Origin of the sequence: Rhodoferax potami, assembly GCF_032193805.1 — a bacterium.
In the GTDB taxonomy this organism is placed as follows: Bacteria; Pseudomonadota; Gammaproteobacteria; order Burkholderiales; family Burkholderiaceae_C; genus Allorhodoferax; species Allorhodoferax potami_A.
This window is the reverse complement of the sequence record NZ_JAVBIK010000001.1, coordinates 1,919,063-1,933,984: the sequence shown is the minus strand read 5'-3', so window position 1 is coordinate 1,933,984 and position 14,922 is coordinate 1,919,063. Positions and strand designations below refer to the sequence as shown.

Annotated in this window: 15 protein-coding genes; 10 read left to right on the top strand and 5 right to left on the bottom strand. The window is 62.0% G+C overall.

The window, feature by feature from the left end; translation table 11 throughout:
- Positions 1-72 precede the first annotated feature (72 nt).
- The 9 genes from RAE19_RS09250 to RAE19_RS09210 all read left to right on the top strand — a co-directional run bounded on the left by RAE19_RS09250 (position 73) and on the right by RAE19_RS09210 (position 9,473).
- A complete protein-coding gene (locus RAE19_RS09250) occupies positions 73-1,527 on the top strand; it encodes an aldehyde dehydrogenase (RefSeq protein ID WP_313874607.1) in 1,455 nt (484 codons plus the stop codon).
- Between the two features lie 206 nt (positions 1,528-1,733).
- Positions 1,734-3,791 (top strand): tRNA uridine-5-carboxymethylaminomethyl(34) synthesis enzyme MnmG, encoded by a 2,058-nt coding sequence (gene mnmG, locus RAE19_RS09245; protein ID WP_313874606.1) that lies wholly within the window; start codon positions 1,734-1,736, stop codon positions 3,789-3,791.
- Entirely contained in the window at positions 3,788-4,477 is a 690-nt protein-coding gene (gene rsmG / locus RAE19_RS09240) for a 16S rRNA (guanine(527)-N(7))-methyltransferase RsmG (protein ID WP_313874605.1), read from the top strand. The genes mnmG and rsmG overlap by 4 nt, the downstream gene beginning before the upstream one ends.
- A 319-nt stretch (positions 4,478-4,796) precedes the next feature.
- Complete coding sequence (locus RAE19_RS09235) at positions 4,797-5,417, top strand: LysE family transporter (RefSeq protein WP_313874604.1); 621 nt, start codon at positions 4,797-4,799, stop codon at positions 5,415-5,417.
- Between the two features lie 45 nt (positions 5,418-5,462).
- Complete coding sequence (locus RAE19_RS09230) at positions 5,463-6,248, top strand: ParA family protein (RefSeq protein WP_313874603.1); 786 nt, start codon at positions 5,463-5,465, stop codon at positions 6,246-6,248.
- A 73-nt stretch (positions 6,249-6,321) separates the two neighbouring features.
- Positions 6,322-6,867, top strand: a complete 546-nt coding sequence (locus tag RAE19_RS09225; RefSeq protein ID WP_313874602.1) for an RBBP9/YdeN family alpha/beta hydrolase — start codon at positions 6,322-6,324, stop codon at positions 6,865-6,867.
- A gap of 43 nt (positions 6,868-6,910) precedes the next feature.
- Positions 6,911-7,876 carry a ParB/RepB/Spo0J family partition protein gene (locus RAE19_RS09220; protein WP_313874601.1) on the top strand — a complete coding sequence of 322 codons (966 nt, stop codon included), beginning with the start codon at positions 6,911-6,913 and terminating at the stop codon, positions 7,874-7,876.
- A 74-nt stretch (positions 7,877-7,950) separates the two neighbouring features.
- Entirely contained in the window at positions 7,951-8,730 is a 780-nt protein-coding gene (locus tag RAE19_RS09215; RefSeq protein ID WP_313874600.1) for a class I SAM-dependent methyltransferase, read from the top strand.
- Entirely contained in the window at positions 8,727-9,473 is a 747-nt protein-coding gene (locus RAE19_RS09210) for an HD-GYP domain-containing protein (protein ID WP_313874599.1), read from the top strand. The genes RAE19_RS09215 and RAE19_RS09210 overlap by 4 nt, the downstream gene beginning before the upstream one ends.
- A gap of 42 nt (positions 9,474-9,515) precedes the next feature.
- Here RAE19_RS09210 and RAE19_RS09205 read toward each other — a convergent pair whose 3' ends face one another.
- The 3 genes from RAE19_RS09205 to RAE19_RS09195 all read right to left on the bottom strand — a co-directional run bounded on the left by RAE19_RS09205 (position 9,516) and on the right by RAE19_RS09195 (position 12,506).
- Positions 9,516-10,427 carry a hypothetical protein gene (locus tag RAE19_RS09205; protein WP_313874598.1) on the bottom strand — a complete coding sequence of 304 codons (912 nt, stop codon included), beginning with the start codon at positions 10,425-10,427 and terminating at the stop codon, positions 9,516-9,518.
- A gap of 11 nt (positions 10,428-10,438) precedes the next feature.
- Positions 10,439-11,005: a LemA family protein gene (locus RAE19_RS09200; protein ID WP_313874597.1), complete on the bottom strand. Its 567-nt coding sequence runs from the start codon at positions 11,003-11,005 to the stop codon at positions 10,439-10,441.
- A gap of 76 nt (positions 11,006-11,081) precedes the next feature.
- A complete protein-coding gene (locus tag RAE19_RS09195) occupies positions 11,082-12,506 on the bottom strand; it encodes an FAD-binding oxidoreductase (RefSeq protein WP_313874596.1) in 1,425 nt (474 codons plus the stop codon).
- Between the two features lie 101 nt (positions 12,507-12,607).
- On the opposite strand from RAE19_RS09195, the gene RAE19_RS09190 reads away from it, so the two are divergent.
- Positions 12,608-13,183 (top strand): cob(I)yrinic acid a,c-diamide adenosyltransferase, encoded by a 576-nt coding sequence (locus RAE19_RS09190; protein ID WP_313874595.1) that lies wholly within the window; start codon positions 12,608-12,610, stop codon positions 13,181-13,183.
- On the opposite strand, the gene RAE19_RS09185 is transcribed toward RAE19_RS09190, so the two are convergent.
- Both RAE19_RS09185 and RAE19_RS09180 read right to left on the bottom strand, forming a co-directional pair.
- Positions 13,180-13,602: a hotdog fold thioesterase gene (locus RAE19_RS09185; protein ID WP_313874594.1), complete on the bottom strand. Its 423-nt coding sequence runs from the start codon at positions 13,600-13,602 to the stop codon at positions 13,180-13,182. The genes RAE19_RS09190 and RAE19_RS09185 overlap by 4 nt on opposite strands.
- Positions 13,603-13,777: 175 nt before the next feature.
- A complete protein-coding gene (locus RAE19_RS09180) occupies positions 13,778-14,884 on the bottom strand; it encodes an ABC transporter substrate-binding protein (protein WP_313874593.1) in 1,107 nt (368 codons plus the stop codon).
- Positions 14,885-14,922: the final 38 nt, after the last annotated feature.

Here is a 14,922-nt window from a genome sequence, read left to right as displayed (position 1 = left end):
GCAGAGCACAGCGAATAGCACGGGGGCTTTTTACGATGGGGTTTTGTATCCACCTCTTGCAGGAGAAAACCCATGTCTGATTTGTCCATGTTGATCAACGGCCTCCATGTCACGGCCGAGCAAGGCGCGACCTTCGAGCGGCGCAACCCTTTGGATGGCAGCGTGGCCACGCGGGCCCCTGCCGCCTCGGCGGCGGATGCTGTCATGGCGGCCGATGCGGCGGCGGCCGCCTTCAAGACCTGGAGCCAGACCGGGCCCGGCGAACGCCGCGCGTTGTTGCTCAAAGCGGCAGATGCACTCGAGGCCAAAACGCCGCAGTTCATCGAGGCGGTGGGCGCAGAGACCGGTGGCACCGGCATGTGGGCCGGCTTCAATGTGCACTTGGCAGCCGGCATGCTGCGGGAGGCCGCTTCGCTGACCACCCAGATCAGCGGTGAGGTGATTCCGTCTGATGTGCCCGGCAGTTTGGCCATGGGAGTGCGCCAGCCTGCAGGCGTGGTGCTGGGTATTGCACCGTGGAACGCTCCCATCATTCTGGGGGTGCGCGCCATTGCCACCCCCTTGGCTTGCGGCAACACCGTGATCTTCAAGGGCAGCGAAAACTGCCCGCGCACCCACCAGCTGATTGCCGAAGCGTTTGCGGACGCGGGCTTTCCGCCCGGCGTGGTGAACTACATCACCAACGCGCGGGCCGATGCCGGCACGGTGGTGGAGGCCATCGTGGCGCATCCGGCGGTGCGCCGTGTGAACTTCACCGGCTCTACCCGCGTCGGCAAGATCATTGCGATGACCTGTGCCAAATACCTCAAGCCGGTGGTGCTGGAACTGGGCGGCAAGGCACCCATGGTGATTCTGGACGACGCCGTGATCGAAGATGCGGTCAACGGCGCGGCCTTCGGTTGCTTTGCCAACAGCGGCCAGATTTGCATGAGCACCGAGCGCATCATCGTGGACCAGGCAATTGCGGATGCGTTTACCCAGAAGTTTGCCGCGAAGGCCGCAGCCCTGCCTGTGGGTGACCCGCGCAAGCCCGACCCGGTGGTGCTGGGCTCGGTGATTGGCATGAATACGGTCGAGCATTGCAACGCGCTGATTGACGATGCGCTGGCCAAAGGGGCCAAGCTGCTGTGTGGTGGCAAGGCGACCAACACCCTGATGGCGGCCACCGTGCTGGACCATGTGACACCGGCCATGCGCATCTACCACGAGGAGACTTTCGGCCCGGTCAAGGCGGTGGTGCGGGTCCGCGGTGTGGAAGAGGCGGTGGCCTGCGCCAACGACAACGAATACGGCTTGAGCGCGGCCGTGTTTGGCAGTGACATGGCGCGCGCCTTCAACGTGGCGCGCCGCATTGACTCCGGCATTTGCCATGTGAATGGCCCCACCGTGCATGACGAAGCCCAGATGCCGTTCGGTGGCGTCAAAGGCAGCGGCATGGGGCGTTTTGGGGGCAAAGCCGGTGTGGCCGAGTTCACCGAGCTGCGCTGGATCACCCTGCAAACCACGCCGCGTCACTACCCGTTTTAATCGGGGCTAAGCTGTGCTATAAAAACAGGAGCTACTCCCGCAATAAGCGCTTGGACTAGCACTTGTTTTGATGGTTGAACAGGCCGTTGGTGTGGCAGCAAGCCCCCGCACTCGGCAAAAAGGGGAGCTGCCGTTAAAATAGGCAACTCCCTTTCTTTTTGCGCCGGCCGGGCCCGCACCGTGGTCCGCCCTTGCGCCCCCTTGCCATGTTGTACCCACAAGAATTCGACGTCATCGTTGTCGGCGGCGGCCATGCCGGCACCGAAGCTGCGCTCGCCGCTGCCCGCATGGGCAGCAAAACCCTGCTGCTCTCCCACAACATCGAGACCTTGGGCCAGATGAGCTGCAACCCCAGCATTGGTGGTATCGGCAAAGGGCATCTCGTCAAAGAGGTGGATGCCATGGGCGGTGCGATGGCGCTGGCCACCGACGAGTCGGGTATTCAGTTCCGTATTCTCAACAGCAGCAAGGGCCCTGCAGTGCGCGCGACCCGCGCGCAGGCGGACCGCGTGCTCTACAAGGCCGCCATCCGCCGGATGCTGGAGAACCAGCCGAACCTGTGGCTGTTCCAACAAGCGGTGGACGATTTGATGGTCGAGGGCGACGGAGACGGCGCCCGTGTGGTGGGTGCGGTGACCCAGGTGGGTATCCAGTTCCGCGGCAAGACCGTGGTGCTGACCGCCGGCACCTTCCTGGACGGCAAGATCCATGTGGGTCTGAACAACTACGCCGCCGGCCGGGCAGGGGACCCGCCCGCCGTGTCGCTGTCTGCCCGACTCAAAGAATTGAAGCTGCCCCAAGGCCGCCTCAAGACCGGCACCCCGCCCCGCATTGACGGCCGCAGCATCGACTTCAGCAAATGCATCGAGCAGCCCGGCGATGGTGTGGCCGGTGGCATGAGCGATGTGATGCCGGTGGTGAGCTTCATGGGCAATACCGCCATGCACCCGCAGCAAGTGCCGTGCTGGATCACCCACACCAACGAGCGCACCCACGACATCATCCGCAGCGGGTTTGACCGCAGCCCGATGTTCACCGGCAAGATCGAGGGCGTAGGCCCGCGCTACTGCCCGAGCGTGGAAGACAAGATCAACCGCTTTGCCGACAAAGACAGCCACCAGATCTTTCTGGAACCCGAAGGCCTGACCACCCACGAGTACTACCCCAACGGCATCAGCACCAGCCTGCCGTTTGATATTCAGTACGAGTTGGTGCGCAGCATCGCCAGCTTGGAGAACGCGCACATCCTGCGCCCCGGCTACGCCATTGAGTACGACTACTTTGACCCGCGCTCGCTCAAGAGCAGCTTCGAGACACGGCAGATCGGCGGCCTGTTTTTTGCCGGCCAGATCAACGGCACTACGGGCTATGAAGAAGCGGCGGCACAAGGCATGTTCGCAGGCATTAATGCGGCACTGCAAGTGCGCGCCATGGGTGGCGGCAATGTGGCGCTGAGTGCTGCCGGTGCGGCTAGCTATACCGGTAGCAGCTGGTTGCCCGGCCGTGACCAGGCCTATCTGGGTGTGCTGGTGGACGACCTGATTACCAAGGGCGTGACCGAGCCTTACCGCATGTTCACCAGCCGGGCGGAGTTCCGCCTGCAGCTGCGTGAAGACAATGCCGATGCCCGTTTGACCGAAGTGGGCCGCGAGCTGGGCTTAGTCGACAACGCGCGTTGGGATGCCTTTTGCCGCAAGCGCGATGCTGTTTCACGTGAAACAGAGCGCCTGCGTAGTATCTGGGTCAACCCTCGCAATCTGGCTGCCGACGAATCCGAGCGCGTGTTGGGTAAATCGATTGAACACGAATACAACCTTGCCGACTTGCTGCGCCGTCCGAATGTGAGTTACGGCGGCTTGATGTCACTGGACCATGGCAAATACGCCAACCGTGATTTGCTGGACACTGTTTCACGTGAAACAGCGGGGCTGCCCGCGACAGATCTGGCCGAGGTGGCATTTGTGGCGGCTGTTGTGGAGCAGGTGGAGATTGCGGCCAAATATTCCGGCTACATCGATCGTCAGAAAGATGAAGTCGAACGCGCCGCCCACTACGAAAACCTCCGCTTGCCAGAAGACCTCGACTACATGCAGGTCACCGCCCTGAGTATTGAGGCACGGCAGCGCTTGAGCAAGTTCAAGCCGGAGACGCTGGGTCAGGCTTCCCGCTTGTCGGGCATCACCCCAGCGACGATTTCGTTGTTGATGATTCACCTCCGGAAAGGCAACTTCCGCGGCTTTGTGGAGAAGGCGGAGGCGGTATGAGCGGAGTAGGGCATTCGGAGCAACTGGACCGGGCTTGTGCGGCGCTAGCCCTCACCTTGGAGCCTGCGCAGTCGGCAGCGCTGCTGGAGTACATGGGCTTGATCCAGAAGTGGACCAAGGTCTACAACCTGACAGCGGTGCGCGATCCGGCCGAGATGCTGACGCACCACCTGTTTGACAGCCTAGCAGCGATTGCGCCGTTGCAAAAACAGTTGGCTGTGCAGCAGGCAGCAGGTGTTTGTGGTGACAAGCCCCGCCTGCTGGATGTGGGCTCCGGCGCTGGCTTGCCCGGTATTGTGATTGCGATTTGCTGTCCCCACATCACGGTGCACTGTGTGGACACAGTGGCCAAGAAGGCCGCCTTCATTCAGCAAGTGGCGGTGACCTTGAAGTTGCCAAACCTGCGTGGCATTCATGCCCGGGTAGAGAGTTTGAGCGAACCCTACGATGTGGTGAGCTCGCGCGCTTTTGCATCCCTGGTCGACTTTACGACTTGGTCTGAAAAAGCCTTGGCAGAGCAGGGCGTGTGGATGGGCATGAAGGGCAAGCACCCTGCGGATGAAATGGCTGCATTGCCTGCTTCGGTCGAGGTGTTTCACGTGGAACAACTTGTGGTGCCGGGGTTGGATGCGGAGCGGTGCATTGTGTGGATGCGGATGCGGATGTGTAAGCGGGTGGTGGGCTAAGCCCTTGTTTTCCGCTTTGATGTGAGGGTTGGGTGGGGTTACGCGTTTTGCTCCGTGTCCCCCGCCCGCTGCGCGGGCTCCTCCTTGACCTGCGCAAAACGCGTAACCCCACCCAACCTGCCGAGGTACTTGGTTCTCTCAATGGTCCATGTGCCTGCCGCACCGCGAGCCCAGCACCATCGTCAGCAAGCAATCTGCGTCCCAGAGGTTTCACGTGAAACAACACGCCGCTGCCTATCTATCGCCCGCTTGGTTGAACCCAACGCCCGCCACGAAGTTTCCAACGTAAACTCGACGCCTTCCCCCCGAAAGAAAACCCATGCTCGGCGTCACCGATTACGGCACCTTTGTCATCACCATCATCGTGTTTCTGGCGATCCCCGGCCCGGGCAATCTCGCGCTGGTCACGTCCACCAGCAAGGGTGGCATCAAGGGCGGGCTGGCCGCAACCCTGGGTGTGATTCTGGGTGACCAAGTGCTCATGTGGTCTGCGGTGGCTGGCGTAGCAGCGCTCTTGGCAGCGTATCCGGATGCCTTTCACGCGGTGCAGTGGGCGGGTGCCGCGTACCTCGGGTGGTTGGGCTTCAAAATGCTGACGGCCAAACCCGGCGCAGCACCGGTGCTCGACATCAAGGCCGGCCACTACTTGCGCCAGGCGCTCCTGATCACCTTGCTCAACCCTAAGGCCATTTTGTTTTACATGGCCTTCTTCCCCCTGTTTGTGGACCGCACCAGCCAGCAAGGCTTGGTGACGTACGCCTTCATGGCGGCCACTATCGCTTTCCTCACATTTCTGTACGGGCTGGGCGCCACGCTGCTGACCCACTTTCTCGCCGAGCGCGTGCGCGCCAACCCCATGATCGGGCGGGTACTCGAGAAGCTGGCGGGCCTGTTTCTGGTCGGCTTCGGTATCCGCCTGGCCTTGCAGTCGGCCAAATAAAAGTCCCGTTGAACCGGTTTTCTGTTTTCTCACCCTGAGCGCTCTATGGCCAAAATTTTCTGCGTTGCCAACCAAAAAGGTGGCGTTGGCAAAACCACTACTACCGTGAACCTGGCGGCCGGACTGGCCAAAGTCGGCCAGCGCGTGCTGATGATTGACCTCGATCCCCAAGGCAATGCGACCATGGGGTCGGGCGTAGATAAGCGCAAGCTAGAGCTCACGGTGTACGACGTGCTGCTGGAATCCGCCTCAGTGGCAGAGGCCCGCACCCGCAGCGAGAAGCTGATCGATGGTGGCTGCAGCTACGACATTCTGGGTGCCAACCGTGAGCTTGCCGGTGCCGAGGTCGAGATGGTGGAGCTGGAGCGGCGCGAGCGCCGCCTCAAGCAAGCGCTGGCCGTGGTGGATGCGGAGTACGACTTTGTGCTCATCGACTGCCCGCCCTCGTTGAGCATGCTCACCCTCAACGGCTTGTGCTGTGCCCATGGCGTCATCGTGCCGATGCAGTGCGAATACTTTGCGCTCGAAGGGCTGACCGATCTGGTCAACACCATCAAGCAAGTCAAAGCCAACCTGAACGACGACCTGCAAATCATCGGTTTGCTGCGGGTGATGTTTGACCCGCGCATTACCCTCCAGCAGCAGGTGAGCGAACAGCTCCGCGCCCACTTTGGCGACAAGGTGTTCAACACCGTCATCCCCCGCAACGTGCGTCTGGCCGAGGCGCCCAGTTACGGGGTGCCGGGCGTGGTGTTTGATCCCCAGTCCAAGGGGGCACAGGCCTTTTTAACCTTCGCGCACGAGATGGTGGACCGCATCAAGGTGATGTAGATGCCATTGCAAGCCAAATTCGCCTTCAGCCCAGACGCTTTTTGCCCCAATAGCTCCTGAATTCATAGCAACCATGCCCAACCCGACTGTCCTCCTTCTGCCCGGCTGGCAAAACTCCGGCCCTGCCCACTGGCAAAGCCGCTGGGAGGCGCTGCACGGCTTCACCCGTGTGCAGCAGCACGACTGGATGCAACCCCTGCGGGGCGATTGGATGATGCAGCTGGAAGAAGCCGTGCTGGCCGCGCCCACACCCGTGGTGCTGGTAGCGCACAGCCTGGGTTGCATCCTTACCGCCGCCTGGGCCCAGCATTCGCAAAATACCCACCGCGTGAAAGCCGCGTTTCTGGTCGGCCCCGGCGACCCGGAGCGCCAAGAGTTGCAAGCCCCGCTTAAAAGCTGGTGGCCAGTGGTGATGGACAAACTGCCGTTTTCCGCTGAGCTGCTGGGCAGCCGCAATGACCCGTATTGCACCTTCGAGCGGGCACAGCAATTCGCCAGCGCTTGGGGTGCTGATTTTGTGGACTGCGGCAACGCCGGCCACCTCAATGCCGACTCCGGCCTGGGCGATTGGCCCGAGGGCATTGCCCGCCTGCACGCGCTGATGGCGCGCGTCGGCTGATATGCCGGCAACCACTACACACGATATCAAGAAGGAAAAGAACATGGTCACCAAAAAACCCAAAGGCCTGGGCATGGGCCTCGAAGCTCTGCTCGGCCCCAAAGTGGTAGATGCACCCCCTGCTACCGAGTCCACGGGCACCACCACTGCTACTGCCCCCAGCACCTTGCCTTTGGCCGACATGGTGGCCGGCGTGTACCAGCCGCGCACCCACATGGACGAGGGCGCTTTGTACGAGCTGGCCGAGTCCATCAAGGCGCAGGGCATCATGCAGCCGATTCTGGTGCGCAAGCTCGATGAGGCAGATGCGGCACCCCACATCGGCGAAGGCCGCAAGCGCGCCATTTATGAAATCATTGCCGGCGAGCGCCGTTTCCGCGCCGCCAAGTTAGCCGGCCTGACCGAGGTGCCGGTGCTAGTGCGCGATGTTCCCAACGAGGCTGCGGCCGCGATGGCGCTGATCGAGAACATCCAGCGTGAAGACCTCAACCCGCTCGAAGAGGCCCAGGGCCTGCAACGCCTGATCAAAGAGTTCGGCCTGACCCACGAAACCGCAGCCCAAGCCGTAGGCCGCTCGCGCAGTGCTGCCAGCAATTTGCTGCGTTTGTTGAACCTGGCCGACCCGGTGCAAACCATGCTGATGGCTGGCGATATCGACATGGGCCATGCCCGTGCTTTGCTCGCACTCGACCGCGCCACCCAGATCACGGCGGCCAACCAGATCGCCACCAAAAAGATGTCGGTGCGCGAGGCCGAGAGCCTGGTCAAGAAACTGGGCGCCGAGTTTTCGCTCACCCCGCAAAAGCCGGCCAAAGAGAAATCGCGCGATATCAAGCGGGTCGAGGAAGAGCTTTCCGACCTGCTCATGGCGCAGGTGGATGTGCACATCAAAAAGCGGGTCAAACGCCACGGCCGCATGGAAGAGATGGGCGAAGTGGTGATCCAGTTCGGTTCGCTCGAAGAGCTCAATGGCCTGATCGACCGCCTGGCACCCGGCGGCAACCGTTAACCGCAATACGCTATGAAAATAAGAGCATTCTGCGCATATTCCACGAGCGCTAGAGGCTCTTTAGGCTATTAAACATGATGCGCCGCCTCAATCCCGCCCATTGGCAATGGCCGCTGCCTGCGGTGTTTGCCTGGGCTGCTTGCTGGGCGCTCTTTCGCGCCTTGCTGGGGGAGGGGGTCGCGCTGTCGTGGGCCTTGGGCCTGAGCAGTGCGCTGGGCGTGGCCTGCAGCCTGTGGGGGCCCACCTGGTGGCGGCGCCTGCTGATCGCGGGGGGCTTTCCGTTGTCCCTGGTGGTGAGCCTCTCCACCCTGGGCGCAGAGTCCTTGCCGGCCTGGGCCTGGTTGCTGCCCTTGGCGCTGCTGTTGCTGGTCTACCCGGTGAATGCCTGGCGCGATGCGCCGCTGTTTCCCACCCCGCCTAACGCGCTTGAAGAGTTGCCTGCCCACGCACCGCTGCCTCTGGGCGCCCATGTGCTGGATGCCGGGTGCGGCCTGGGTCATGGCCTGCAGGCGCTGCGCCAAGCCTATCCGCAGGCCGAGCTGCACGGCATGGAGTGGAGCTGGCCCCTGCGCCTGCTGTGCGGGCTGCGCTGCCCGTGGGCGCGTGTGACGCGGGGCGACATCTGGCGGGCCAACTGGTCGACCTATGACATGGTCTATGTGTTCCAGCGCCCGGAGAGCATGGCACGCGCGGTCGCCAAGGCCAATGCAGACATGCGCCCCGGCACTTGGCTGGTGAGTTTGGAATTTGAAGCCACCAGCGCGGCGCCGGTTGCCCATTGGCGCGGGCCGGGTGGCAAAATGGTGTGGCTATACCAAGTGCCTCTGCCGTTGCAACCAGGAGAAATTGCATGACCGAACCCAACCCTGCTCCCCTAGTCGACGTCCATGAAGCCTTGCACGCCGCGCAGGTCGTGGTGTTTGCGTTGGCCACTCTGGCGGAGTTGCGCGACTCTGATACCGAGAGCCACCTCATCCGGGTCCAGCAGTATGTGCGGGCCCTGTGCGGCGAGCTGCAAAAGAACCCTGCCTATGCCGACACACTGACACCGGCGTATGTCGAGACCCTTGCGGGCAGCGTGCCGATGTACGACATGGGCACCGTGGGCATTCCCGACCGGATCTTGCTCAAGCCCGGGCGCCTGACGCCGGATGAAATCGCCATCATGCGCACCCACACCACGCTCGGTCACGACGCCTTGGTGCGGGCGGAGAAAACCTTGGGCCGGGCATCGCCCTTGTTGACCGTTGCCAAAGAGTTGGCGCTGTGCCACCAGGAGAAATGGGACGGCACCGGCTACCCCAAAGGCCTGTGGGCGGAGCAGATTCCGCTGTCGGCGCGCATTGTGGCGCTGGCAGACGTGTTTGATGCGCTCATCAGCAACAAGGTCTACAAAGATGGTGTGTCGCATGACCGGGCGGTGCAAATCATCACCGAAGGGCGGGGCGCGCACTTCGACCCTGCCGTTGTGGATGCGTTTTTGGAAGTGCACGAAGTCTTTCGCAGCATCGCGGTGCGCCATGCAGATACCAATGCCGACATGCAGCAGAAGATCGAATACATGGCCAACGCGATTGCCGAGGTCGCGGTTCTTTGACCTTTCCGTGAACGCCCTGCCCGTGGCCGGGTAAGCAAGTTGCTATGCTTTCAGGAGCAATTTGAGCGCCACATAGGCGGCGCCCAGGCACACACTCAGGTGCAACGCGCTCCACAGTAGATAGCGCCGGCGCAGGGCCTGCGGCGAGAGAGGGGAGAGCAAAAACAAGCGCCCATCCTGCGGGGCGCGCAGCATGTGCACACCGGGTTGGGCCCGGATGTTGCGGTGTTCATGCTCTACCGTGCGCACCGCCAGGCGGCGGGCCAGCTCCCACTCCTGGAGGTCAATCTCTCCGTCGCGGTTCAGGTCGAAGCGTCGGTGCAGATCGGTGGGGTTTTGTTTCCAGGTGGTGAGCAGGGCGTTTACGTCTTCGCGCAAGCTCAATGCAGAGTTGGCACCGCCGATGGTGATGAATTCGCCCAGCGCATACAAGGTGCGGCCCCCGTGCAAGAGTTCTTCGACATGCTTGTGCTCGTTGGCATAGCGGGTCACGACCTCGGCTCCCATGACCTCGGCATGGTCGGGGTCGATGGTGCAACTGCCGCTACCGTCGAGCAGGTCAAAGGTGGCGCTGCTCACGCCGCTGTCCACTTCGCGCCATTCGTCTTTGCTGTTGTTGCGCTCGTAGATCCGGTAGCGGTACCAGATGCAGGCACTGTGGGTCAGCGGGCTGTAAATCAGGTCGGTGGTGCTGGTGCGGCCCTGGAGTTCCACATAGCCCTGCGCTGCCGAGGCAATGCGCGAGGTCGCGATATTGGCAATCGCCCGGGCACGGCGCAGAGAGGCCCCCCAGGCCATCAAACCGATGGCGCTGGCAGCCCCGACGCACCAGAGCTGCGCGCGCCCCGGCCCGAAGTGAAAAGCTGCACCGGCGGCGCCAGAATATGCTGCCGCCAGCAGGCCGTTCAGGCTCTGGCTGCGCACCCAGCGCAGGCCCGTGAGTCCCAAGTCCACGCCGCCCCCGCTCAGGCTTTGAATCGGGCGCTGACGTCCACGTCGGTGAGTTCTTCGGCGGTGAACTTGAGCAGTTCAAACGCCTTGAAGTTGAAGAGTCGCGCCACCAGCACACCGGGAAACTGCTCGATGCGCACGTTGTTGATATTGACCGACTCGTTGTAAAACTCGCGCCGGTCGGCGATGCTGTTTTCCAGGCTGCTGATGCGCGCTTGCAGTTGCACAAACTGCTCGTTGGCTTTCAGGTCGGGGTAGCTCTCGGCCAGGGCAAACAACTGGCCCAGGCCGCTGCGCAAACCGGTCTCGGCCCGGCCCACTGCGGCCACGTCTTGCGACTCGCGCGCATTCGACACCTTGGCCCGGGCTGCAATTACCTTCTCCAGGGTGGCTTGCTCGTGCTGCATGTATTGCTTGCAGGTGTCGATCAGCTTGGGCAACTCGTCATGGCGCTGTTTGAGCAGCACATCGATGTTGGCCCATGCTTTGGACACTGCGTTTTTGACCTCCACCAGGCCGTTGTAGAGGCTGATCAAGTAAAACACCGCGACCGCCAAAACCACCCAAAACATCACGCCCATTGCCAACCCCTTGTCGTAAATTAATGAATAAATGCCTTGCTAGCGCTCATGAAATATGCGTAGTCAGCTATCTAATTTATAGCGCAAAAATTTTGCCGGGATTCAGGATGTTGTGAGGGTCCAGCGCCCGCTTGATAGTGCGCATCATCTCCACTGCCCCATTGCCGGTTTCTTCGACCAAAAAGCCTTGCTTGTGCAGGCCCACGCCGTGCTCGCCTGTGCAGGTGCCGCCCAGCTTGAGCGCGCGCGCCACCAGCTGGTGGTTGAGTTGCTCGGCCAGCTCACGCTCGGCAGGAATCGCGGGGTCAATCAGGTAGCCCATGTGGAAGTTGCCGTCGCCCACGTGGCCGACCAGGAAGAAGGGCAGGCCGGCCTCTTGGGCCTCGGTCACGCTGTCCAAGAGCGCATCCGCCAGGCTGGAGATGGGCACGCAGGTGTCGGTGGTGATGGCTTTGCAGCCCGGGCGGGATTGGATGCCGGCAAAGTAAGCGTTGTGCCGCGCGGTCCACAAGCGGGTGCGTTCTTCAGGCGTTTCGGCCCACTCGAATGCCGCACCACCGAACTCGGCGGCAATGTCCTGCACGGTCTGCACTTGTTCTTTCACGCCTTCGGGGGAGCCGTGGAACTCCATCAGCAGCATGGCGCCTTCGCGCAGCGTGAGCTTGGAGTGCGCGTTGACCATGCGGATGGTGTTCTCGTCCAGCAGCTCGCAGCGCGCAATCGGCACGCCGAGCTGAATGAGCTGGATCGTGGTGTTCACCGCGTCTGCCAGGCTGTTGAACGAGCAGGTGGCTGCCATCACCGCCTCGGGCAGCGGGTAGAGCTTGACGGTGACTTCGGTGATCACGCCCAGCGTGCCCTCGCTGCCCACCATCAGGCGGGTCAGGTCGTAGCCGGCGCTGCTCTTCTTGGCGCGGGTGCCGGTGCGGATGATTCCTCCGCTCGCGGTCACCACTTCCAGGGCCAGCACGTTTTCGCGCATGGTGCCGTAGCGCACCGCGTTGGTCCCGCTGGCACGGGTGGCGCTCATGCCGCCAATGGTGGCGTCCGCCCCGGGGTCGATGGGGAAGAAGAGGCCGGTGGATTTGATCTCGTCATTGAGCTGCTTGCGTGTCACGCCGGGCTGCACGGTGACGGTCAGGTCTTCGGCGTTAATGGACAGCACCTTGTTCATGCGGCTCACATCCAGGCTGATGCCACCTTGCACCGCCAGCAAGTGGCCTTCGAGCGAAGAGCCCACGCCGAAGGGAATCACCGGCACCAGGTACTGAGCCGCCAGTCGAACCGCATCGCTCACGTCTTGTGTGTTTTCCGCAAACACCACCGCCGAGGGTGGCGGCACATCAAAGGCCGACTCATCACGCCCATGCTGCTCGCGCACCACCAGTGCGGTGGAGAGCTGATCGCCAAAGCGGGCCTTGAGGGCCTCCAGCAAAGCGGCGGGCACTTCGCGCAGGTTCACTTGGGGCAACAGGTGGTTCAGGGCGGTGGGGGCGTTCATGGCGTGTCTCCTTGTTTTCGCCATTGTAGGAATCTGCGCGGTGCGCAGGGCTGTCACTTTACTGGCGGGCACACTGCAGCCGTGCCTGCCACAATGGGCGCATGGCAAACCGACTCACACAAATCGCCACCCGCACAGGGGACAACGGCACCACGGGGCTGGGCGACAACACCCGTGTTTCTAAAAATAGCCTGCGGGTGCACGCCATGGGCGATGTGGACGAGCTCAACAGCCACCTCGGTGTGCTGCTGTGCGAAGACATGCCGCCTGCGGTGCGTATTCTGTTGGTCGAAATCCAGCACCAGCTTTTCAATCTGGGCGGCGAGTTGTCGATCCCCGGGTTTGAACTGCTCAAGCACGAGGCCGTGTTGGCCTTGGACGAGGCTTTGGCGGAACACAACGCCGCGTTGCCGCGCCTGGAGGAGTTCATTCTCCCGGCCGGTACCCGGGCTGCGTCGCTGGCGCATGTCTGCCGTACCGTGGCTCGCCGGGCCGAGCGCGCGGTGGTGGCGCTGGGCAATGAAGAGGCCCTGAAAGACACGCCGCGCCAGTACCTCAACCGCCTTTCGGACTTGATGTTTGTGCTCTCGCGCGTGCTCAACCGCTACCGAACCGATGGCACAGTGGGGGACGATGTGTACTGGAAGAGCGTGCGCATGGCCCGCAGCACTGGTTAGCGTGGACTCAGGATTGCCATGGTGATGCGGGAAACGCAAGTCAGTTCTCCCGCATCATTGCGCATGTCGATCTGCCATACATGGGTGCTGCGGCCGATATGTACGGGTTTGGCCACACCGATGACCCATCCTGTTTTGACGCCTTTGAGGTGGTTGGCGTTGATGTCCAGACCCACTGCGTTGTAGCCCTCGGGTATGGCAAAGCCCGCGCCACAGGAGCCCAAGGTTTCGGCCAGTACCACCGATACGCCGCCATGAAGTAAACCGAAAGGCTGGTGGGTGCGATGGTCCACGGGTACCCGGCCCACCAGGTAGTCGTCACCTACTTCTGTGAATTCGATACCTAAAGTCTGAACCGCGGTGTTTTGGCTGATGTGGGCCAAGATGGCGGGGGATATGGGTTGTTGCCAAATGCGCATAGGAAGTGGGAAGAGTGGATGACTTCCTGTGCAATATAGCCACGCCCGGGCACTTGCGCTGTCGCCGGCGCAGGAATTCCGCCAGCAACCAGATACGGCAGACGAAAAAAAGGCCATCCGCGGATGGCCGGGGTCTGGCGGGCGTGTACTGCCCTTTGCGGGATTCGGCGCCTGTTTAACGCCGGAACTTGCCCGCCGCAGTGATGATGGACAGGTCGGCGAAATCTAGGCCGGTGTGGTCACTGGTGCTGAAACTCAGGGTCAGCCCACCCAGGTCGAAGCGGTTGATGCCTTCCAATGCTGCCTGCAGTTTGTCCCGAGTAGGTTTGGGGCCAGCCCGACGCAAGGCTTCCACCAGCACTTTGGCGGACACAAAGCCTTCCAGCATCGCCGGACTCACGTCGAGCACGTCTTTGGCCTTGGCCAAGCTGGCAGCTTCTTGCACAACTGCGTAGTTGGGGGATTGGGGCAGAACCTGGCTGACGATTACGCCCCGTGCCTGGTCGCCCAGCAGTTTGACAAAGCCGCTGGAAGCGTTGTTGGACAAAGTGACTAGCTGGGCTGTGCTGCCAGTGTCCCGCAGTGCCTTGATGGCATCCACCACCGCAGTCCCCGACCCGATGATCATGACAGCTTGCGGCGTCAGTTTGGAGATGGAGGGTGCGATCTGCGAAAAGTCGGGTTTGCTGCGGTCGAACTTTGCAACGGCCACAGCGCTGAGTTTGGCAGCAGCCAAACCCTTCTGTGTGCCTTCCAGACCGTCCGCGCCAAAGCTGTCGTCTACATGGATGATCGCTATGCGGTTGACCCCGGTGGCCGCCAGGTGGGCCACTGCGCGTTCTGCCTCGCGTTGGTAAGTGGCCCGCACATTGAACACATGCTTCTTGAGGGGCTGGTGCAGCACCATGGCGCCAGTGGACGGCGCAAGCAGTGGTACGCCAAATTTGTCCAGCAGGGGGATGATGCCTTCGGTATGGGGCGTGCCTCGGGTCATGAACAGGGCGAGGACGCCCTTGTTTTCTATCAGATCCTTGGCATTCGCGAGAGTGAGCTGGGTGTCGAACTTGTCATCCAACGTGATCAGCTCGATTTTTTCTCCCCCGATGCCTCCCTTGGCATTGATGGCGTCGAGGTAGAGCTGCGCGCCTAAGCTGGCTTCTTTGACGGTTGCGGCGACCGCCCCGGTGACCCCCACGGTCTGCCCGATTTTGATTTGGGCATTGGCGTACAAGCAGCTACTTGCCAGCCAGAGGCCCATCAGGGCAGCGCGAAGGGGGATCATGGGAAGCTCTCCAAAAAAGACGGATTACATCATTGAGG

Coding starts and splice junctions, on each gene's coding strand:
- RAE19_RS09200 (WP_313874597.1), bottom strand. CDS start 11,005: ATGGGCGTGATGTTTTGGGTGGTTTTGGCGGTCGCGGTGTTTTACTTG.
- mnmG (WP_313874606.1), top strand. CDS start 1,734: ATGTTGTACCCACAAGAATTCGACGTCATCGTTGTCGGCGGCGGCCAT.
- RAE19_RS09230 (WP_313874603.1), top strand. CDS start 5,463: ATGGCCAAAATTTTCTGCGTTGCCAACCAAAAAGGTGGCGTTGGCAAA.
- RAE19_RS09225 (WP_313874602.1), top strand. CDS start 6,322: ATGCCCAACCCGACTGTCCTCCTTCTGCCCGGCTGGCAAAACTCCGGC.
- RAE19_RS09220 (WP_313874601.1), top strand. CDS start 6,911: ATGGTCACCAAAAAACCCAAAGGCCTGGGCATGGGCCTCGAAGCTCTG.
- RAE19_RS09215 (WP_313874600.1), top strand. CDS start 7,951: ATGATGCGCCGCCTCAATCCCGCCCATTGGCAATGGCCGCTGCCTGCG.
- RAE19_RS09180 (WP_313874593.1), bottom strand. CDS start 14,884: ATGATCCCCCTTCGCGCTGCCCTGATGGGCCTCTGGCTGGCAAGTAGC.
- RAE19_RS09235 (WP_313874604.1), top strand. CDS start 4,797: ATGCTCGGCGTCACCGATTACGGCACCTTTGTCATCACCATCATCGTG.
- RAE19_RS09190 (WP_313874595.1), top strand. CDS start 12,608: ATGGCAAACCGACTCACACAAATCGCCACCCGCACAGGGGACAACGGC.
- RAE19_RS09185 (WP_313874594.1), bottom strand. CDS start 13,602: ATGCGCATTTGGCAACAACCCATATCCCCCGCCATCTTGGCCCACATC.
- rsmG (WP_313874605.1), top strand. CDS start 3,788: ATGAGCGGAGTAGGGCATTCGGAGCAACTGGACCGGGCTTGTGCGGCG.
- RAE19_RS09195 (WP_313874596.1), bottom strand. CDS start 12,506: ATGAACGCCCCCACCGCCCTGAACCACCTGTTGCCCCAAGTGAACCTG.
- RAE19_RS09210 (WP_313874599.1), top strand. CDS start 8,727: ATGACCGAACCCAACCCTGCTCCCCTAGTCGACGTCCATGAAGCCTTG.
- RAE19_RS09250 (WP_313874607.1), top strand. CDS start 73: ATGTCTGATTTGTCCATGTTGATCAACGGCCTCCATGTCACGGCCGAG.